The 21343-nt window shown below is 46.8% G+C and carries 17 protein-coding genes; 4 read left to right on the forward strand and 13 right to left on the reverse strand.

The features are described 5' to 3' along the window. Positions 1 to 546: 546 nt before the first annotated feature. From opcA to QUB13_RS10440, 11 genes are all read right to left on the reverse strand, one after another. Entirely contained in the window at positions 547 to 1911 is a 1365-nt protein-coding gene (opcA, locus tag QUB13_RS10390; protein WP_333380418.1) for a glucose-6-phosphate dehydrogenase assembly protein OpcA, read from the reverse strand. A gap of 216 nt (positions 1912 to 2127) precedes the next feature. Continuing rightward, positions 2128 to 3657 (reverse strand): glucose-6-phosphate dehydrogenase, encoded by a 1530-nt coding sequence (zwf, locus tag QUB13_RS10395; RefSeq protein ID WP_333380419.1) that lies wholly within the window; start codon positions 3655 to 3657, stop codon positions 2128 to 2130. A 3-nt stretch (positions 3658 to 3660) separates the two neighbouring features. Next, positions 3661 to 4491 carry a hypothetical protein gene (locus tag QUB13_RS10400; protein WP_333380420.1) on the reverse strand — a complete coding sequence of 277 codons (831 nt, stop codon included), beginning with the start codon at positions 4489 to 4491 and terminating at the stop codon, positions 3661 to 3663. 212 nt (positions 4492 to 4703) lie between these two features. Then, the gene (tal, locus tag QUB13_RS10405; protein WP_333380421.1) at positions 4704 to 5858 is read right to left on the reverse strand and encodes a transaldolase; all 1155 of its coding nucleotides are present in this window, start codon (positions 5856 to 5858) and stop codon (positions 4704 to 4706) included. A gap of 167 nt (positions 5859 to 6025) precedes the next feature. Next, the gene (fbp, locus tag QUB13_RS10410) at positions 6026 to 7099 is read right to left on the reverse strand and encodes a class 1 fructose-bisphosphatase (protein WP_333380530.1); all 1074 of its coding nucleotides are present in this window, start codon (positions 7097 to 7099) and stop codon (positions 6026 to 6028) included. 284 nt (positions 7100 to 7383) lie between these two features. Continuing rightward, positions 7384 to 8916, reverse strand: coding sequence for a phospholipase D-like domain-containing protein (locus QUB13_RS10415; RefSeq protein ID WP_333380422.1), 1533 nt, complete (start codon positions 8914 to 8916; stop codon positions 7384 to 7386). Then, positions 8913 to 12353, reverse strand: coding sequence for an AAA domain-containing protein (locus QUB13_RS10420; protein WP_333380423.1), 3441 nt, complete (start codon positions 12351 to 12353; stop codon positions 8913 to 8915). The genes QUB13_RS10415 and QUB13_RS10420 overlap by 4 nt, the downstream gene beginning before the upstream one ends. 165 nt (positions 12354 to 12518) lie before the next feature. Continuing rightward, the gene (gene thrB, locus QUB13_RS10425) at positions 12519 to 13580 is read right to left on the reverse strand and encodes a homoserine kinase (protein WP_333380424.1); all 1062 of its coding nucleotides are present in this window, start codon (positions 13578 to 13580) and stop codon (positions 12519 to 12521) included. Positions 13581 to 13680: 100 nt separating this feature from the next. After that, complete coding sequence (locus QUB13_RS10430; RefSeq protein ID WP_333380425.1) at positions 13681 to 14157, reverse strand: tetratricopeptide repeat protein; 477 nt, start codon at positions 14155 to 14157, stop codon at positions 13681 to 13683. A gap of 4 nt (positions 14158 to 14161) precedes the next feature. Further along, positions 14162 to 14728: a Uma2 family endonuclease gene (locus tag QUB13_RS10435; protein WP_333380426.1), complete on the reverse strand. Its 567-nt coding sequence runs from the start codon at positions 14726 to 14728 to the stop codon at positions 14162 to 14164. A gap of 142 nt (positions 14729 to 14870) precedes the next feature. After that, positions 14871 to 16106, reverse strand: coding sequence for a vWA domain-containing protein (locus QUB13_RS10440; RefSeq protein WP_333380427.1), 1236 nt, complete (start codon positions 16104 to 16106; stop codon positions 14871 to 14873). Positions 16107 to 16177: 71 nt separating this feature from the next. Between QUB13_RS10440 and QUB13_RS10445 the strand changes: the two genes are divergently transcribed. The 3 genes from QUB13_RS10445 (at position 16178) to QUB13_RS10455 (ending at position 18397) form a co-directional block, all read left to right on the forward strand. Further along, entirely contained in the window at positions 16178 to 16837 is a 660-nt protein-coding gene (locus QUB13_RS10445) for an ATP-dependent Clp protease proteolytic subunit (RefSeq protein ID WP_333090456.1), read from the forward strand. Positions 16838 to 17046: 209 nt separating this feature from the next. Next, positions 17047 to 17640, forward strand: a complete 594-nt coding sequence (locus QUB13_RS10450; protein WP_194069733.1) for an ATP-dependent Clp protease proteolytic subunit — start codon at positions 17047 to 17049, stop codon at positions 17638 to 17640. A gap of 130 nt (positions 17641 to 17770) precedes the next feature. Next, positions 17771 to 18397, forward strand: a complete 627-nt coding sequence (locus QUB13_RS10455) for a J domain-containing protein (RefSeq protein ID WP_333380428.1) — start codon at positions 17771 to 17773, stop codon at positions 18395 to 18397. A 39-nt stretch (positions 18398 to 18436) separates the two neighbouring features. On the opposite strand, the gene QUB13_RS10460 is transcribed toward QUB13_RS10455, so the two are convergent. Both QUB13_RS10460 and QUB13_RS10465 read right to left on the reverse strand, forming a co-directional pair. Beyond that, positions 18437 to 19354, reverse strand: coding sequence for a serine/threonine-protein kinase (locus tag QUB13_RS10460; RefSeq protein WP_333380429.1), 918 nt, complete (start codon positions 19352 to 19354; stop codon positions 18437 to 18439). A 525-nt stretch (positions 19355 to 19879) separates the two neighbouring features. Then, positions 19880 to 20611 (reverse strand): DUF7873 family protein, encoded by a 732-nt coding sequence (locus QUB13_RS10465; RefSeq protein ID WP_190732936.1) that lies wholly within the window; start codon positions 20609 to 20611, stop codon positions 19880 to 19882. Between the two features lie 475 nt (positions 20612 to 21086). Here QUB13_RS10465 and QUB13_RS10470 point away from each other — a divergent pair, with 475 nt between their 5' ends. After that, the gene (locus QUB13_RS10470) at positions 21087 to 21341 is read left to right on the forward strand and encodes a hypothetical protein (protein ID WP_333255612.1); all 255 of its coding nucleotides are present in this window, start codon (positions 21087 to 21089) and stop codon (positions 21339 to 21341) included. The last annotated feature ends 2 nt before the right edge of the window (positions 21342 to 21343 follow it).

Below are 21343 nucleotides of genomic sequence, written 5' to 3' on the forward strand. Positions count from 1 at the left end.
TATTGGTTATTGGTTATTGGTTATTGGTTAGTGGTTATTGGTTATTGGTTAGTGGTTAGTGGTTATTGGTTAGTGGTTATTGGTTAGTGGTTAGTGGTTATTGGTTATTGGTTAGTGGTTATTGGTTAGTGGTTATTAGTTATTAGTCATTAGTCAGCAGTCATATCAAATCCGGTAACATCCCAATTGTAAAATCCAGTCATCAGTCATCAGTCAACAGTCAACAGTCAACAGTCAACAGTCAACAGTCAACAGTCAACAGTCAACAGTCAACAGTCAACAGTCAACAGTCATTAGATAGCAACGGCTCTCCTGAACTTTTGGTGATCGGTTAATCTAATGTTTGGTAATAGGTAATGAGTCCCGAATCGATCGCCAATTACCTTTTTCCCAATTACCAATTACCCCACAGCCAAATATACATTTCCCCCAAATATCCGAAAGAGCGATGGCAACTAACGACTTTGGGATTTGTCGCTACGTACAACTACTGACTGCTGACTAATAACTACTGACTACTGACTACTGACTACTGACTACTAACTACTAACTTCTTGACAACTTCAGCATCCCGGCCGTCACTGCCAAACTTTCTTCGTAAAGCACATCTCGGCCCCAACTCTGCAAGTGCTGGCCCAGCAACTGTTCTGTCACCTGATCGAACAGAGGAGTCACCTGGTTAAACCGATCGGTTTGAGCGCCACCCTTGGTTTCCATCCGCATACAGCCACCATCTTCCGAACACAGAACCGTACCGCAGTCAGCATTTTCGTTTGTAGAATTCAAACGCAGAGCAATCAAATCGCCCGCGACATCGCCCGAATCAGCAGTAGGAATAGCAGCCAATTCGGCTTCGATAACCCGTTCGTCCGGCCCCGCAAATTTAATTCGCTTGATGTGGTAATCGCCCTCTTCCTGTTTGAAAGCAACCGGACGCCACTGAAGCCGACTCGCCAGCCAGCCCAAATACATCAGCGCTTGAGTAGAATTGTCCTGTTCGTAATCGATCGTCACCCGATCGATCTCCCGAATCGCCGCGCGACGTTCCGGGGCGTCAAAAGCCTCAGCAGCCAACTCCTGCCACGCGGCCAGCCGACGCCAATTGAGATCCGCGATCGGAATTCCCTCTTCGATCAGGCTTTGCATCAACAGCAATTCGGCTTCACACTCGGCAAAGCTGCTAGAGTCAACAATCACAGAACTGCTAACTGCCGCCAGCCGCTGGAACAAACCTCGATCGGCATCGGGATTCGCCTTCCACCACAGCAGCGTCGGCAAATCAGGGATAGTCAGCGCCGTCACTATGCCGCTCACCCGTTCCAAAGCAGCTTCCGTACCCCTGAGCGTAATATACTCGCAGCAGATCAGATTGCCGCTCCCGCGCTTGTGCACCGGACAGTAAGCAGCCACTTGAGCCTGCACCCCCGTATCTTCCCCCGCCGTCGGGCACAGAGCAATAATCCGGCACGGATTGGCAGCCACAATCGCATCAGCCACGCCCGAACCCCCGGAACCCAAACCACTAGATCCCATCTCCTCGCCTTTTGAATTTTTGCGAGCCACTTCTTCCCGCAAAGTCGCCAGCAATTCAGCGTTACCTTTGCCTGTTCTCGGCAGCCCGTAAGCTTTTTGAGCCGCCCTGATGCTAGATGCCGTCATCGGCCCAGTAATACCGTCCACTGGCCCGTCATAAAACCCCAGATCCGCCAATAACTGCTGAGTTTCTTCCGGTTCGTAGACTATAAAGGTAAAAGTTGTTGCCCTACTAGCGATCGGAACATCGCCCTTTGAACCAGAGTCTCTGTAACTTTCCCAAATTTGACTCAATTCGGCCTCTATTTGGTCGATCGACACATCTTTAGGACTTTGCAGCGAAACCAGAGGTGGAGCTTTCATCGGTGTCATCGTCATAAATCTTCTCTCCTTTGTTTTTAGTTATTAGTCCTTAGTTATTAGTCATTAGTCATTAGGGAATTGGTCATTAGGGAATTGGTCATTAGAGAATTGGTCATTAGGGAATTGTTAGCTGTTGAGTGTTAACTGTTAACTGTTAACTGTTAACTGTTGACTACTGCCAACTGCCAACTGCCAACTGCCAACTGCCAACTGCCAACTGACAACTGACTCTTAAAGTCTGCGCCATTTGCGGCCATCTCTGTTAATTAGCAGTTCTGCTTCCGTCGGTTCCCAAGTACCCGCTTCGTATTTAGGAACCAAATCTTGGTCGTTGGACGATTCCCAAGCCATCAACGCCGGCGTTACCACCCGCCAAGCTTCTTCCACTTCATCAGAACGGGTAAACAAAGTTTGGTCGCCCAGCATACAATCAATTAACAGGCGATCGTAAGCATCCGAAGATGTCACGCCAAAGGAAGAACCGTAACTGAAATCCATATCCACTGTCCGCGTCCGCAAATCCGGCCCCGGCATTTTCGCCTCAAACCTCAGCGAAATTCCTTCATTCGGATGCACCCGCATCGTCAAAACGTTAGGAGTTGTTTGTTGGGCTGCGGACTGAAAAATTAACAGCGGCACTTCGCGGAACTGAATCGCAATTTCGCTAACTTTTTTCGGCAACCGTTTGCCGGTTCGCAGGTAAAAAGGCACTCCCTGCCAGCGCCAGTTATCAATCATAAATTTCATCGCCACAAAAGTTGGCGTCGTCGAGTTGGCTGCAACCCCCGGTTCATCGTGATACCCCGGCACCTGTTTGCCCTTCATCCAACCTGCGGAATATTGACCCCGAATCGCTGAGAAGTCCAAATTATTCAAATCTGCCAAGCGAGTTGCTTGCAGAACTTTCATCTTTTCGGTGCGGATGCTGTCAGCGTCGAGCGAGTTCGGCGGTTCCATCGCCGTCAGACAGAAAATCTGCATCAAGTGGTTTTGCAGCATATCCCGCAGAGCCCCAGAGGATTCGTAGTAACCGGCCCGGTCTTCTACGCCTACTGTTTCTGCAACTGTAATTTGTACGTGATCGACAAATTGTCGGTTCCACAGGGGTTCAAAAATCGCGTTAGCAAACCGGAACACCATTAAATTCTGAACAGTTTCTTTACCCAAATAGTGGTCGATCCGGTAAACTTGCTGTTCTTGGCAAACCTGCTGCACGACTCGGTTGAGAGCTTTTGCCGAACTCAAGTCGCGGCCGAAGGGTTTTTCAATTACCAAGCGGTGTTTTACTGGGTCAACCAGCATTTGAGCCGCGCCCAGTTGCCTAATTGCTTCTGGGAAAAAATTCGGGGAAACTGACAGATAAAATATGTGATTGCCGCGGGTTCTCCTTTCTTCGTCGAGTTCGGCTAAGAAAGTTTTGAGTTTTTGATAGCTTTCGGGGTTGTCAATGTCACCCGGACAGTAGTACAAACCTTTAGCGAAATCTTGCCACGATTCCTCATTGGCAATACCGCCGCCAAATTCTTCGATGCCCTCGCGCATTTGCTCTCGGAAGTAATCGTGACTCCAAGGGCGGCGGGCCACACCTACGACGGTAGTTTCCGGTGGCAAACGCCGATCGCGCTTCATCTGATAAATTGCTGGTACCAGTTTGCGCTGGGTGAGATCCCCAGAAGCTCCGAAGATGACCAGAATTTGTGGTTCCGGCACCCGTTCCTTTCGCAAACCGACCCGCAGCGGGTTTTCAAGTAGCGTTACCATTTTTTATTTTGCTCCTTCTAAAGCTGTGAGTCTGGCTAATACAGCTTGATAGTTTTTTGTCATTTCCGCTAGTTGCTGAGTGAGGGAATTAATTTGCCCTTCATATTCGGCTTTGATTTCAGCCCTGATTTCCTCCCTGAGTTCAGCCCTAACTTCCTCTCTAATTTTTATTCTCTCAACGGCCAGACGGATTTCCCAATCTTTATCCCGCTGCCGCAGTTCAGCTTTCAACTGCCTGTTTTCGGCTCGAAGTTGCTCCAATTCCAACGCCACAGATGCAGCACGGCGATCCCTCTCTCTGTTTTGCTCTCGGATTTGCTCTCTAAGGCGCTGATTGTCCGATCGCAATTTCTCTATCTCTGAATCACCATCTTTATGAGTTCTCCCACTTCCTAGTGATGGAAATCGCTGTTCAACCAAGCGCTGAACTGCTGCACCAGTAGGCATACCATTGGGCGATGACTCCAACGCCTCTTGCCAAATTTCGAGTTGTAGCTCTGGCGGAAGTCCTGCTAAAGGACGGACTTGATTTTCCTTTGTAGGAATTTTGTGTCCAATTGGACACAAATTATCCATTACTTTGGCGGCGTCAATAAATCGATAAGCTGTCCGCCTTGCTATACCCCACTTCTGTTGGCAATAAGCCTCAAAACTTTTATGGGTTTCCCGGTACAGTTTTTGTTCGCGAATCTCATCAAGGGCTTTTCCGACTTCGTAAAATGTCTGAAGTCCATGTTCCACAATTGATTCGAGTTCTTGAAGCCTCCTTTGTTCAGCGACATCAAGTTGGGCGGTGGCATACTCGCTCTCTATTAGAGTATTGGTAATCTGCATAGTAGTGCCTCAGCGGTGGGAGATGGAGAATTCGATTTGGAGTTCTGGCGAGATTCCTGCTAGAGGACAGACTAGATTTTTTTTTCTAGGAATTTTGTGTCCAATTGGACACAAAATTCCTAGAGAGGATTTAAAAATCAGCATTTAGGAACCAAAACAATTATCTATTCCGACTCCTCAATGCTTCTGCCTTTCAGGATACAGATATCTGCCTAAGCGACGGGTGCGAGCTTCTGCACTTTCTCTTCCAAGGAATCCATTAGGGATTGGAACGGGCTGACGAATTTCTCAATCCCCTCCAAGAGCAAGTCTGCCATCACTTTGTCCAAGTTGATGTCGATGTCGGGATCTTTGAGACTTTCGATCAGGGTGTAAGCTTCTGCAACATTGTTCTCAATCCGGGGTGCGACATCGCAGTGGTCGAAACAAGCTTCAACGGTGTTCGGCGGCAAAGTGTTAACGGTGTCTGGGCCGATCAGTTCATCGACGTACATGACATCGCTGTAGTTGGGATTTTTGGTGCTGGTGGAAGCCCACAGCAAGCGCTGCACTTTCGCTCCTTTGGCTGCTAAAGCTTGCCAGCGATCGCTCGCTACGATCTCTTTATACTTCTGGTAAGCTACTTTGGCGTTGGCGATCGCAACTTTCCCCTTCACCGCTTCCAGTTTAGCTTTTGTGGAAATATCTGTGACATTTTTAAGTTTCTCGTCAATCTTGCCGTCGATATTGATGTCGATCCGGCTCAAGAAGAAACTCGCAACCGAAGCAACATTGCTGACATCCAAACCTTTAGCCGCCCGCGCTTCCAAACCGCGAATGTAAGCCCAGAAGGTTTCGACGTAGCTGTCAACCGAGAACAGCAAAGTCACGTTAACGTTAATTCCTTCGCTGATGACTCGCTCGACTGCCGGCAACCCTTCAGCGGTTCCGGGAATCTTAATCATCACGTTTTGTTTGCCGAGGGCTTTGTAATAGCGCATGGCTTCGCTAATCGTGCTTTCTGTATCGTTGGCGATCGTCGGAGGCACTTCGATACTGATGTAACCGTCCAAACCCTTCGACTCTGCGTAAACCGGGGCAAAGATGTCGCAAGCGTTGCGGATATCTTCAAACACCAGAGATTCGTAAATCTCCATGACAGATTTGCCCGCCCGGATGCCCGCTTCGATATCCGCGTCGTAAATCACATTACCCGCGATCGCTTTCTCGAAAATCGCCGGATTAGATGTAATCCCGCGCAGTCCCCGACTTTCAATCATCTGTTTGAGTTCGCCGGACTCGATCAGATCGCGAGTCAAATTGTCCATCCAGATACTTTGGCCAATGTCTTTGATTTCTAACAGGTGATTCGTTGTTGTTTCCGTCATTACTGTAACTCCTACAATTTGATATTTGATAATTGGGAATTAGAAATTGGAAATTGAGAATTGGCAATTGGAAATTGAGAATTGGCAACTGGGAATTAAAACATTCTTGCTTCCTTCCCGGCGTTACATCGGTTACCTCCGTTACACAATCCGTTGCCGAACGTCCTTCACTCTTGGACTGTTCTAGGATTGCGCGATCGATCTTGAATAAAAGACTCCACCATCGCTACATTTTCTTTACTGCCGATTATCAAGGGCGATCGCTCGTGCAGTTTGGTCGGCACTACGTCTAAGATGTCTTGAATGCCCGTACTGGCACGCCCGCCGGCTTGCTCCATCAAAAACGCCAAAGGAGCCGATTCGTAGAGCAAACGCAATTTGCCCTCCGGTTGTTTGACCGTTCCGGGGTACAAAAACACGCCGCCTTGAAATAAAATCCGGTGGAAATCTCCCACCAAAGCCCCGCCGTACCGGGCGGTGTAGCCTTCGCTGCGGTGTACGTAGCGAATGTAGTCCCTCAAAGATTCCTCCCACTGCCAGAAGTTACCTTCATTAACGCTGTAAATCGGGCCGCTGTCTGGCACCTGAATGTTTTCGGTTGCTAGAATAAACTCGCCCAAACTGGGATCGAGGGTAAAGGAATGAACGCCTTGCCCGATCGAATAAACCAGCATGGTACTCGGGCCGTAGAGCACGTAGCCCGCGGCGATTTGTTTGTGTCCGTGTTGCAGCAAGTCTGAGGCCGATCCGTCTGCATCATCTCCCTCTTGCTTGCGGATGCTGAATATGGAACCGACATTGAGATTGGTGTCAAGATTGGAAGAACCGTCTATGGGGTCGTAGAGCAGACTGTAGCGCCCGATCGGACAATTTTCGGGAATGTAATAGGGTTTTTCCATTTCCTCCGAAGCCAAGCGGCAGACCAGTCCGCTTTGCTGGAATACCGAGATAAACACTTCATTGGCATAGATATCCATCTTTTTGACGGATTCTCCCTGCACGTTCACAGCCCCTGTAAACCCTAAAGCATCTTCCATTAATCCGGCTCTGCTGAGCCGCCTCGCGATCAGCTTGGCAGCGAGCCCGATGCGATTCATCAGCGCGCTGAGATCCTGAGCATCTGCTGAAAAGCTGTGGAGTTGCTGGAGTACGTGACGAGATAGAGTCGTGCAATCGCGGTCTAAGGCTTGCACCTGATCGATCGGGCCCAGGCGGGTTTCTCCTGTCGGCGCTTGTACCATGATTTCGATAACCTCCCTGTCTTGCGGCTCTGGATTTGGGTTCGATGGAGTGCTTGACACTTGCTCCTGAATCGGCTATTAGACCGATCGTCCCCTAACTTCTATCTTAGGGAGGGTTTTGCGAAAGGGCGTCGAACTTTAGGTGAATTTTAGATCCCCATCGAAAATTGAGGAGTTCGATCGACTGTTGAGTCGGGAATTGTATCCAAAATCACTAAATTTTTTGAGGAACCGCAGAGGAAGTCCGAGGGAAGAAGGTTTTAACTTTGTGGAAGCGATACCATTCAATCTTTAAATCGCGACCTATAGCTATCGAACAGTTCATCGATTTTCTGGGGGTCAGAGACCAGCGTCCCCCGCTCATCCCGGAACGTGCGATCGCGATCGCCCTTGAAAGAAAGCCAGTTGAAACTTGTTGTTACAGCAAATTTCAGATCGGAGATGAGGATTTTTGCATGGGTATCTCCAAGGCGTTTGAGCCGGAAATTATCTTTATACTGACTCGCTAATTTTTGAATATTCTTCTCAGCTTGGATGTCAGGTTGGTACTTTTTATCATCGTTCTCTCCCAAACCGTACCCAATGAAAACTTGTACTCCCCGTTTGAGAAGATTTTCAAACTGTTGAATAAATCGTTTATCCACAGAACTGGCCCGAATCCAAGGAGAGATAATCATCAAACGTTCTTGGCTATCTTGAAGAGCCTGTTCTAGGAGTGGGCGGTGTTCGTACATCTCTAGCCAACGCATAGGAACCGCCGCTAAGAGAGAATCTAGTTTGACTTGGAGTTTCTCTATTTGTTGTTGTGCCTCTTGAAGTTGTTGCTCAAGAAGGAGTTTTTCTTCCTTATCTTCAGTTCGTTCGAGAGTGTTTCGAGTTATTTCTATTTGTGCTTCTATCTGAGCTTGAGCAGCAGAAACTTCTTCCTTAAGAGCCTCAACTTGTTGTAAAGGAGCTTGAGCAACAAATTCATGCCCTAAAACTTCTGCGGCTAACTTTTGGGGTGCGCTTTCCCTCAATGCCTCTAGTAAGCGAAGTTTCTTGACCCCCTTAGCACGAGCAAATGCAGCTTCATGTTCATTAGAAAGGACAGCATCGATAGCAAAGGCAACCTGAACATCATCACTGTCCTTTGCCTTATAGATTAGTATTAAGGCAGGTTGAAAAAACCTCTGCCTGCGCTCAATAGCTTTCAAGGCTAGCAAGTCTCGATATTGCTTGACTTTGGCTTTGCTTTCCCCCTCAATCTGACGAATAATTGCGTCCACATCTTTGAGTTTGAGGTCGGACAATTCTGGAGGTTTTTTCGGAAAGGGTTCAATTTCTATAATATCCTTGTTGCGCAAGTCTTTTGGCTTGAGCAAACGTGACTCCAATTGCCCGTAATAGCGAGGATATCGTAAAAGCCCATCAAAGTTGATATCAAATGTTCGCTCTTCTGGAACAATAATTTTGGCATCGCGGAGCGTTCCTTCACCTTTCTTAGTCAACTTCCAAACTTGCATCAGAGAGTCATCAGGGGCTATGAGGTCAATATCCTCACTCATTCTTAAATTGATCATGGAATCCCTGATGATAGGCGGTTCGAGACCGAGAAACCCACCAATATCCTCTTCAGAGGATAGACCAACGTTAATAGCTTTCAAGACATATTCTTCTATGGGGGGAATCGGTTTACGGAGTTGGGTTAGAACTTGAACCGTGATTTTATAAACAGGCAAACCGACTTCTCTACAACTAACCAGGTCAAAGCCTGTACGATTGTCGTAGCGACGTAGTTCTTCTGGAGTAAGAGAAGCTGATTCTTCTGAACTCATAATTTAGCCTCCTTTAGGGCGCAATTTTCAGGGTGACGTTCAACGTAATCCAAAACTCGGTGTAATGGGTTGTCACTTGAGTTTCGACAGAAGTGGTGATCTCCCACGATTACTAAGCCAACTTTACCTCTGGATAAAGCCACATTCAGTCGTTCTGCATCGCGTAGGAAACCCACTTTACCTTCTTTGTTAGAACGAGTCACAGAGTACACTGCAATATCGGCTTCGCGTCCTTGGAAGGCATCCACTGTATTACACTCAACTGTTAATGCTTGCCAATTGTTTACTTCTGAGTCAAGGTTACGATTAAGTATTTTGAGCTGTGCTGCATACCCAGTCAAAACAGCGACACTGTATTTTTTCTGCGCCTTTACTGCCGTCTGGTTTAGCTGTTCGAGAAGCAGAACTATGACATTGACCTCACAAATGTTGTGAAAGCTAGAATTGGCAGACTGTTCGCTACTATTCGGAAGTTTCGTTGTTGTTAACCAAGTCACAGGTTGTGGTAAAACAGTGCGAAGGTGCCGATCTAAGTCAGTCCTGGCACTTTTTAGCTGACCATCATAGAAGCACTCACTGACCAGATTGCCGATTGGTGCTACCATCCTATGTTGGATTGTTAACATCTTGCGACACCCATCTGGGAGTGTTCTAAGCAGTCGGTCGAATAAGGTTTCTCGAATATCATCCTGAGTGAGTTCGTATTTTTCCAAAAAGTCAGAATCTCTACTGGCTTCATCTCGAAATGGTGGGAGTTGTTTAGGGTCGCCAACGAGTATCCAGCGATGCGATCGCGCCATTGGAACTAATACTTCTGTCGCCGTAGCTTTTGAAGCCTCATCAACAATGCACAGGTCAAATTCTATGTCTTGAATATCTCTAGGAATTCCGATACAGGTTCCGGCTACTACTTGCGATCGCTTAATTAGAGGTGCATTGAATTTCTCATTTCGACCAAACCGATCGAACCACTCCGTCTGGATACTCAGCAATTGTTGAAGCATTTTTACATCTGGATTGTTTTTCTCAATTAGTATGCTGATATAACCACCTATATCTTCCGACGATAAGCCCAAAAGTTCTTCTGTATCAATTCTACTTAATTGTTCTAGACGTTTTGCAGTTTTCTTCTGCTCATCACGCGCTTCTTTTGACTGCTGACGCAGACTGACAATTTCAGCTTCAATACTTTGGACTTCCTCTAACCTCTCCTTGGGTATGTGAGCTTTTGCTAATGATTCTGGGTTTTCTGGGTCGTAATTGATAGCTAAAATTTCGTCTAAGTCCTGTTTCCAAATAGCAATCTCTGTTCTCAAGCCTTCGTTCTTTGCGACTAGAGTCCCCAATTCTTGAAACATTGTTGCCATTTCACTGTCCTTGTGAGACATACCTCGCTGTGCTGACCAATCAGCAATAAACTTTTGCCCCTTGGCGATCGCACCATCTCGCCACTGTTCCATCTGTTCTTCGAGTAAGAGTGAGTGAACATTCTCTGATACCCTTTCATGGTTGCCAAGTCGCACCAACTTCAAGTTAGGATTTTTAGCTTGAATCCGTTCTAGGGCGTTATCTAGCGCAACATGAGTTTGTGAACTGAGCAAAATTCGAGCATCAGGATTAGCTTTAAGAGTTTGCAGAACAACTTCTGTAATAAATGTTGTCTTTCCTGTACCTGGTGGACCTTGGACAATTAGAAAATCTTCTGTTGCGAGTGCAGCTTTAACAACTTCCTGCTGTGATTCATTGAGAGGTTGAACAAACTGGACATCCACATCTAGTTTAGGAGTACGGACTTCTTCAGGATTGACGAGTAAATGGCGAAGGTCTAAGCGTACTGCACAGTCAAATCGAACGGCATCGAGGGCAGTTTTTTGTCGATTTAAGGCAACTTCAGCCGCACGGGTATCAAAGCGTAGCTCACCCAAATGTGGGAGTTGGTCTGGTTCTCCATATTTAACATAAAGAGTCAATCTGTCACTGATGACCTGCTCAACATCTCCCCCCAAGATGCTAAATCCTTTTGAGTTTGTCACATGGCGGGGTTGTCCAGCTATGTCATTTTCTGGAAGTTCTGATAGTTCAAAGATAACGCGGTTTCCCTCACGAGTAACGCTTGTGTATTTAATCGGTTTCTCTCGGTTTTTTTCCCAATCTGTCTTGGCTCTGAGAATATCCCACCAAACTCGGAATAAGCGTTGTTTTTCTTCTTCTGCTCTTGTCTGTCGCAGGTTTGCCTCAAGTTCTCCTACTGCCAGTTGAAGTTCCCTAATAACTTCCTCTGCTTCCCATCTAACCAGAGGATTACCAAATTTGAATTCGTAGGGGGGAAGCCACGCACGTTCTCGATTCTGTTCTAGTATTGCACTAGAAAAATCCTGGGCGTTGATAATGACTAGGCGATCTCGATCAACTGCTACATGGTACCTGTAGGAAAACCCAAAAATAGAGTAATGACCTTCAGAGGATTCGTCAGCCGGATTGGCTGCATTGGATTTCTTTAAAGGTGAGATTCCACATCCACTATTCAAATCCTCTAGGAGAATCTTTTGAATTTCATCTTGAGGCGCATCAAGTACAGTCCCAAGATTTTTCAAAGCCGTATGAGTAAGTTTCAGGTAGCAATCGCGTTTCTTGCCTGTCGGTATTTGCGATCGCTTCCCTTGAATAGCATTAAGTTCAGCTAGCAGTACCTCTGCATTAGGTTGACGTTCTGCGGGGTCGAGGGAAACAGCACGCTCGATTATTTCAAGGATTTCAGGTGGTGCATTAAACGCTTTCAGTGCGCTGGGGATATCATTATGTTCTGTGAGTTCAATATTGGTCAGACATTTCAAAACCAATACACCAAAACTGAAAATATCGCGGGTGTAGGTATAGGAACCATCGTCGGTTTCTGGCGGAGTGAATGTACGCGATACAAAGTCTTTGAGAGTAATGCTTGGTTGCAAATAGCCCTTAAGCTTGGATATGCCAAAGTCAGCAAGTTTGAGTTTACCGTCACTCCCCACTAAAATGTTGCTGGGCTTGATATCCCGATGTATTATTCTGCGACTATGAGAAAAAGCCAGAGCCTCCAACATTGGTAACGCTACCGCTTTCCAAAATGAGTCCCAACCGTCGGGAGGAGATTCTTTCAGAAGAGTTGCCAAATCCTTGTCCATCCACTCCAAGACAAGAAAATAGTTACCCGTAGTTTCATCCTTACCAGAATCTAGAAGTTCCATGATTCCAGGATGCTTTAACTCTTCGAGGGCTTGGGTTTCACGTCTGAAAGACTCGGCTAGAATATCTGCTTCAATCTGCCCGTGTTTGAATTCTTTTACTGCAACCAGCCGTTCTTCCCGATCGTAATCTCTTGCGCGGTAAACATCTGCCATTCCACCCGATCGCGGGTTGGGGGATATAGCATAGCGATCGTTGATCAAGCGAAGTGGCATAACTTGCTACCCATAAAAGATTTCTGTTCTTTTTGTAACACAGATCCCATGAAACAGGCTTTTCAGCGGTTTATAGACTGTCAATCATAGGTAGTCTTAATATTTTTAGATGATGGCAAATTTTTAAGATGCGTTTGCCCTCTCGGGTACGCACCTTACCACTAATTAAACGGAGACTTGTGCACCTTGAGTATCGAGGTCGATCGCCCTTACATCAGCCTTCACCCCAAATTCCATCCAAGCAGCCGCCATTTCCCTCACAACCGCACCAGCATTAGTAGCATCTGTTAAAGCCAAAAGCGTCGGCCCCGCACCGCTAATTACCATTCCACAGGCCCCTGCATTCAGGGCAGCTTGTTGCACCGCTTCATATCCCTTAATCAGAGATTGCCGGTAAGGCTGGTGAATTTTGTCTTGGAGGGCGCACTGCAGCCAGTTTTCATTGCCCGTTTCCAAAGCCCGCAACAGCAAACCGAGGTGTGCGGCATTAAAAATCGCGTCAGCCCTGCTGTAATCTGCGGGCAAAACTCGGCGCGCTTCGGCTGTAGAAAGTTCAAAATCGGGGATGGCGACCACCGGCACAATATTCGGATGCCAGGGAATATCGCAAATCTCCCAGGAACCCCCCCCCTGCCCCCCCTTGCTAAGGGGGGGTGATGGTAGAATTTCCGCATCTAAGGGTGATTGTTCTCTTAGCCCCGCTTCACCGAGGGGGAATTCTTCTCTTAGCCCCCCCTTACTAAGGGGGGGTTGGGGGGGTGCATTGCTAGCAGCGAGGCGACATCCTCCTAGTAAAGCGGGGACAACGTTGTCGGGATGTCCTTCAAGTTCGATCGCCAACTGCATCACTTCCACCTGACTCAAAGGCGCATCGGCTAATTCATTTGCACCGACTAACCCGCCGACAATAGCTGTAGCGGAACTTCCCAAGCCTCTAGCCAGCGGCACTTGCATATCTATATGTATCGCTACAGGCGGCGGCGATTGTTCGAGGCGATCGTATAACTTGAGAAAAGCTTGATAAGCCAGATTGCTTTCGTCTGTCTTGACTTTTGCGGCTTCTTGGCCCGTAACTGTAATTTTTAGTTTCTCGGTTGCTGAGGGTTCGAGTCGGGAGAATTGGAAGCGGTTGTAGAGGCTTAAAGCAGCGCCGATGCAGTCGAATCCTGGGCCTAGGTTGGCGGTTGTGGCGGGTACGGTAACGGTGATAGTGGAAGTTACGGACATTTTTTGAGTAATGGATTTGGAGTGTTTAACCGCAGATGAAGGCGGATGAGCGCGGATGAACGCAGATGGAATAATACTATACTATGTTTTTGGAAGAACTCTATCTTTGCAGTATTTTAAGATGTTTGATAGCATCTTGATAATCGTTGGTATTGCCGGATTTTTGATAAATATCGGCGGCTTTTTGATAATCGCCGATCGCCCCCGGTTTGTCTTCTAAGAACTCGCGGACTCGGGCGCGGTTGTAGTAGGCGTCGCCGTAGTTGGGGTTGATTTCAATTGCGCGATCGAAGTCGGCTTTTGCTGCTGGATAGTCTTTGAGGTTGCGGCCGTGAATGATGCCGCGTTTGTTGTAGGCTTGGGCGTAGTTGGGATTGAGGCGAATGGCTGCGGTGTAATCTGCGATCGCCCCTGGGATGTCTCCCGCTTCTGATTTGGCTAAACCGCTGTTGAATAGGTCTTCTGCTGTATTTTGAACGATTAGTATTGGTGAGGGTTTGATAGAAATGGCAGGAGATATGCCACCAAAAACTGTCACAAATCCCCAAAGGGCGATCGCCCTGTAAAAGTATTTCATAATTTTAAGCAAAAATCTGAGCGACAGAACAACTAAAACCGGGTAACAAAGGCGATGTCAATTCATCATTCCTCAACAGTGTAGCAACAAGCCTTAAACTTGCTTGTTCCCTGCGATAAACCTCAATTTGTTGCAACCGCCAATTCGCAATCCAGTATTCCTGTACTCCCCGCACTGAATAAAGTCTGACTTTCAAATCTCTATCCCGTCTTTCATTGTCTGTACCAGCAGATAATACTTCAACAACTAACTCGGGGGCGGCGGTTAAATGTCCGGCTTCGTCTAGCAAGATAGCCAAGCGTTCGTTGCTAGCCCAAACTACATCGGGGATGACGTTATCGGCATCAGTGAAAATCAGACCTGGATTGATGGCGGCTCTTCCCAAACCAGTCGATCGCGACCAGGTTTTCAACTCTAGGTAAAAGTTACCACAAGCTTCTTGATGCCCCCAATGCGGTGCTCTAGTCACAAATAACTCTCCATCAATAAGTTCGTAACGATCGCCGTTATCGGGCAATAGTTCCAAATCAGCGGTAGTCCAGCGTACTTTATCAGATGTTGTCTGGCTCATACAAGCACTCTATAATAGGTGGTACAAACATTATAAACCGGTTCGTAGTAAGGACTTCAGTCCTCTCTGCGACTTTTAGTCAATTAGGACTAAAGTCCTTACTACAAACTATGGGGTCGATCGCAATTAACCGCACATTACACTACTTAAGAACAGTTTTAGAAGCAATCCGAGTTTTCTTGCGATCGGCCTCACTCAAATCTTCACCAGACTGCAAGCGAGTAGCAGAAGTTTGCAGCACTGTGGCCGCACTTTTATCGCCCATTTGCAGAGCAGTTTTAGCCGCCGTTTGTAGCATCGTGGCGGCACCCGCGCGATCGCCCTGTTGTAATCTAGTTTCGGCGAGTTGAGTTTGGCGGTACTTAGCCAAAGCTAAAATATGCTGCTGCACCATCGGGTTAAGTGCCGGTTGATAAACTTTTAGGACATTAGCAGAAACTGCAACGGGATCGGAAAGCAAACCTTCACCGACAGTCGGATCGTCGTAGCGAATTTGTAATTGCCCGATCGCCTGTTTGCCTTCAGGTAACTGTCCAATATAAATATTAGCCAAAACTACTCGCTCTACATCCTTCATTAAATCTCCCAGGCGCACCATAAAGCGATCGCCCTCTTGCTGTACCGGTAATTCGATCGTATCAGGAGCAACTTGGGCGATCGGTTTAAGTTCGGCTAACCGCACTTTTGGCATCAGCGAAAATAGCAAATAAGCATTAGTCAAACCTACACCTTGGATGCGAGTAAATAATTTTCCAAACTCATCAACCGCATCTTCGGGCCGCTGAATGTGAGCCAGAGCACCGCCGCCAGCATCAGCAATCTTTTCCAAAATATCCTGATTCCAGTTATCGCCAAAGCCCAGAGAACTTAAAGTCATGTTGTACTCCGCTGCCAGTTTTGCCAGCTTCAAACAGCGGCTGTCGTCGCCGTGTTCGTTTTCGCCGTCAGTAAGTAGAAATGCCTGAGATATAGCTTCTTTTTTGCCTTTCCCCAACTCTTCAATACCTAACTTAATGCCCTCATCAATTGCTGTGCCGCCCGCCGGTCGCAATCTCTCAATTTGGCGTTTAATGCTAGCCGAGTCTTCCACAACTTGGTTGGGGACGAGGACTTTGGCTTTGTGATCGAAAGCCACCGCACAAAAGCGATCCCCGGGCTTCAACCTGTCGAGCAACTGTCCGGCGGCTTGTTTGACGGTTTCCAAGGGCCGTCCGCCCATCGAGCCGCTGTGGTCGAGAATCAGGCACAGATTTAAGGGTACGCTGGAGTCGATCGAACTTGCCGTCGCAGACACTGAAATCGCTAGCTGGCGCTGGGTTGAGGGCGCGATCGCGTCAAGGTTGGGGTCGTTTAAGACCGGGAGCAAACTAACTTTCATGCGGGATACCTAAAGATTGCGTTACTATTTCTTTAAGAATAGCTCCATCAGTTCAGGCAACATTTCGGTTTATGAACACACCAATTAAAGCTGTGCAATCGCAATACTACGGGGAAGGCAACTCTCGGACGCCACCACCCGATTTGCCATCCCTGTTGCTGAAGGAGCGGATCGTTTATCTCGGTATGCCTCTGGTGCCTGCGGTAACAGAACTGATTATTGCTGAACTGTTGTTCTTGCAGTACGAAGACCCGGATAAGCCGATCAAAATCTATATCAACTCAACAGGCACTTCTGGTTACAGCGGGGAACCCGTCGGCTTTGAAACCGAAGCCTTCGCTATCTGCGACACGATCAGGTACATTAAGCCGCCCGTGCACACTATTTGCCTCGGTTCGGCAATGGGCATGGCTGCGATGCTGCTAGCGGCCGGTACAAAGGGCTTTCGGGCTAGTTTGCCGCACGCTTCGATCGTGTTGCACCAACCCAAGGCTTACACGCGGGGTCAAGCCAGCGACATTCAAATTCGGGCGAAGGAAGTGCTGGCAAATAAGGCGACGATGCTCGATATTTTTGCAAGCTGTACTGGCCAACCGATCGAAAAGATTACTAAAGATATGGATAGGTTGCTGTACATGACGCCCCAGGAAGCTAAAGAATACGGTTTGATCGATCGCGTTCTAGAAAGTTCGGAAGAATTGGCTAAACCACTGCCGGCTGGAGTCATCTAATTTGGTTATTAGTTATTGGTTATTAGTTATTGGTTATTAGTTATTGGTTATTGGTTATTGGTTATTGGTTATTGGTTGTTATCACCAAAAACTCGAAAGTAACTAATAACAAGTAACTAATAACAAGTAACTAACAACAAGTAACTAATAACAAATAATCCATTCCAAATCCCCGATTACCAATTACCAACTAAAAGGAGTTCCGAATTATGCCTATAGGTGTGCCAAAAGTCCCCTACAAAATGCCTGGTGGTTATGATACTCAGTGGATTAATATCTACGATCGTCTTTACCGGGAACGGATTATTTTCTTAGGTAAAGATATTGACGATGAAATTGCCAATCAAATCATCGCCGTGATGCTGTATCTGGATTCGGAAGATTCGGGTAAGGATATCATTTTGTACATCAATTCCCCCGGCGGGATGGTGTCGGCAGGCATGGCTATTTTTGATACCATGCAGCACATTAAATCGGACGTGGTGACGATTTGTGTGGGCTTGGCTGCTTCGATGGGTTCTTTCCTGCTGGCTGCGGGTACGAAGGGGAAACGGTTGGCTTTGCCTCACTCGCGGATTATGATTCACCAACCTTCTGGGGGCACGCGGGGACAAGCAACGGACATTCAGATTGAGGCGAAGGAGATTCTGCGCTTGCGCCACCAACTCAACGGTATTTATGCTAAAAATACCGGACAGCCGATCGAGAAAATCGAGAAAGACATGGATCGCGACTATTTCATGTCCGCTGAGGAAGCCAAGGAATACGGCTTGATTGACAGAGTAGTCGAAGATCGTCCGTAAGTTGTTTTTTCGATTCAGTAGTGCGGGGAAACCTCGCATTACGACCTAGTTAGCAGTAAAATATGGCAGAATCTTTACATTTAAGGATTCTGCCATATTTAATGGTATTATAAAACTTGATTCATGCTAAATGGATATTGCAGATTATTACCGACAGTTAGGACTCAGATCTGGTGCGAGTTTATCGCAAGTTAAGAGTTCTTATCGAAAGTTAGCCAGACAGTATCACCCGGATGTGAATCCGGGAAACGAACAGGCTAAGAATAAGTTTATTGCTATTACTGAGGCTTATAAGTTCCTGGTAAATATAGCCCCCGCCGATGTTGCGGAGTCAACAACTGCTAGTTCAACAGTACCGCCTACTTCGACACCGCCCGCTGCAGCGGTGAAAGATCGATCGCAGACAGTTAAGGTGACTCGGAAACAGCAACCGACTCCAGATAGCCCGGATCTGTCGGCGGCGGAACAAAAGTTAAAGCAAGATGCTTATTTTCAGTTGCAGCAGTTGCTGAAATATCAGAGGTTCCCGCGGGCGATCGCCCTGATTGAAGGTTTGGCGCAGCGGGTGCCCGAAGATCGGGAAGTGCGACAGTGGCAGGCGATCGCCTATCAGCGCTGGGGAAGGCATTTGATCGGGGAAAAGCAGGTTGATAAGGCGAGAATTTATTTGAAAAAAGCTGTAAAAACTGACCCTCACAATCGGGCTTTGTGGGCGGAAGTTGAGCGAGATTTTCGCAAGTTGGAACAGATTTATTGATTGGGGAATCGGGAACCGGGAATCGGGAATCGGGAATTATTACTTTGGTTCTGTGGAGGTCATCAAAAACTCTATATTTTTGAGTTTTTCTAAAATAGCTTGGGTATTTTCCGGTCGGTTTTCTGGTAGCGGTTCCATCAATTCGTCGATCGAGTCTAGGAAGGACTGGTCAACATCTACGGCCTGGTTTTTCCAATTGATTTTACCAGTTTTTTGATTGACGGGAAAGTCGATCGGGTTTAAACCTGTTAATAAATGTACAAAAGTACGCCCTAGGGCAAAAAAGTCCGATCGCACTTCTAGTTTTCCGGCAATTTGTTCGGGCGCGGAGTACCCAGCAGAACCGATGGGTGCGGTATCTGTGCCTGCTTCGGTGGCGCAGCCGAAGTCAATTAATCTCAATTTCCCATCGGGTTCTAGCATCAGGTTGGATGGCTTAATATCCCGATGTACGAGATGATATTTGTGGATTTTTTGCAAAATATGGAGCAATTGTTGCAGCCAATTAACGGCGAGTGTTTGAGAAACCTGTTGGTTTTTAGTTAAGAATTCTGTCAAGTTTATTCCGTCTATTTTTTCCATCGCCAAACAACACAATTTCTGGGAATTTTTGGCGAGTTTAATTTGGAAATAACCATCGGGTTCGACTTGGGGAACTCTGGCTTTTCCCCCCAGCCAAATTAACACTCGCGCTTCTTGCTGGAAGAAGCGAAGTAAATCGGGATTGTGGCTGTGTTTGAACACTTTAAAAATTTTTACTGTGCCCCATTCGTTTTCGCCTGTTCCCAAATCTTCAACTTCTAAGATGTCTGTGGGGCGGGCGGGATTGGGCGATCGCACTGGTTTAAGGATACGATAGCGATCGGCAATTAATAAAGCCGTGCCGCAAGCTTGACAGTTTTGAGCAGCAGCAGGATTTTCGCGTTGTTCGCATTGAGGGTTGATGCAGTAAATCATGCCATTTTAGATTTTAGATTTTATATTTTAGATTGGAAATGACTGACGCTGTATCGGTTTAGAGTTTGCTTTTGCATTCTTTTTTGGGAAGTCGTATCACTTTGATTGATAAATTAGCATAAAACCCAGCAGTTCTGACCTTACTACTGGGTTTCTATTTACCGCCCATTTGGGCACACTATCACATTTAAGTCAAGGATTTAAGATTAATAGCATCGCGCTCTACCGATTGAGCTACCCCCCTGCGTTTGGTAGAGGGGGCTGGATATGAGCCAGCAACCTCGATGATGTGATTTTCCTGACATTCGTTTTAGCGATCGGCGGAGAATGCTGAGTTTCGAGTAATAACTTGCTGTTGAATTTGTACGCAATGCTGCCTCTGCCAATTGGGCTACCCCCCTATTTTGGGTATAAGGGACAGGAGTCGAACCTGTACTGTCACATTTGTACGGTTTAAGTTGAAGTTTTAGATTGAACTTGTACTCTGTTTATATCTTAAACCATAACTATCAAAAAAGCAAGCAATTAGCGAAAAATAAACTGAAAAATTCGCTCTCCCACTCTCTGTTCCTCAACTTCAGAATTGTTAGCTTCTTCGCGGGCGAACATAACAGCTTGCTGCAATATTTCCACCCTTTGCAGCAACTCATTGATCCGCCGTGCTGGCAAAGCTCCAGAAAATTTTACAGTCCGCCAATAGCCGATCGTAATATCTTCGTAATAAACATCGACTTGAGCCGGATGGTGTTCGGTAGCTTCAGCTTTAACGTGATTGCGCGGAGTTTTAAAAGTCTTGAGAGTTTGCACCGGTTCTGTTGCCCAGCAGTCTGCCGAAGCATCGAAGTTCCAAGTCTCGGAAGCATCTAAGACGGGAAGTTTTTTGATGAATGCTTGCAAATCTGCTAACTGCTTTTCAATGAATAGCAAATAGCTGACGGGAACTTGGCTCAAAAGCACGTTTCCGTCTACAGTCACGTCCGCGCGGGCGCTACAATTTGTCCAATCTTTGGTTGCGGTTACGTCGAAGAGTTTGGTCAAAACTTCAGTCGTTTTGCGGATAATCTCTTCGGCTTTGACTTCAACTTTTTTGGACTCGGGCGGCAGTTGTTCGCCTTCTTCGTCTTTGGGACGGTAAGTGCGCGATATTCCAGAAAGCACAGCGGGCTTCTGAAGTGCTTTTTGAGCTTCTGCCAGTTCTTGGACCGAGCGGCTTTTGATGCCTTTTTCGATCGCGATAATCTGATTTAAGCGTGCCATTGTTTGATGTTATTGACGCTGAACTCACATCAAGTCCGGTTGATTTTGATAATCAAATTGTTTGTCCTGTGGCTTTTAGGGCTTGGATAACTCTCCCTCCTCAGTACAAACCTCACGATCGTTCTTTAACCAGACTTGCTCAACTTGTAGTATTGCATACTTCAATATAAATTACAAGATTTTTTTTGTAGGCGCGGTGCCAAGAGAGCCCACTGCTACCGTGCCCAGCAATTTATCTCTCAAAAAATCGGCAAAATCTCTAGCGTCGCTGCCAAAGTGTAGCAAATATAACTGTTTGTCAGCGCTCCAACTACCTCTTGAGATAGATGCGGAAATCCCTCCCAGGGCGCGTTGTCATATCGGGAAACATTTCTTAACATATAGATAACAAAGGGAATCCGAGGAGACACCAAAAATCCTTAAGCCCTTGGGGTGCCCCGGTTAATCAGACTTTTCGCAAACAAGGGCTAAATCAATGAACAAGCAGCAAAACTCCGAAGTTTCAGCATTTTTGCCCATGCTCCAAAAAGGCATTTGGCTGTTTGGGATTCTCTCTTGGATATTCGGGCTGACAGATAGAACTATTGCACTATTATCTGACGGATATTTGTCGGCGATAGATATTGTCCAGCTATTTACAGCATCCTTTTTCTTCATTAGCTGGCTGTTGTTAAGCCCGTTTTTGGGTCTTAACTCCCAGACTCAGCCGAAGGAAGAAGCATCTCCCTAGTT

Source organism: Microcoleus sp. B4-D4 (assembly GCF_036705185.1).
GTDB lineage: Bacteria > Cyanobacteriota > Cyanobacteriia > Cyanobacteriales > Microcoleaceae > Microcoleus.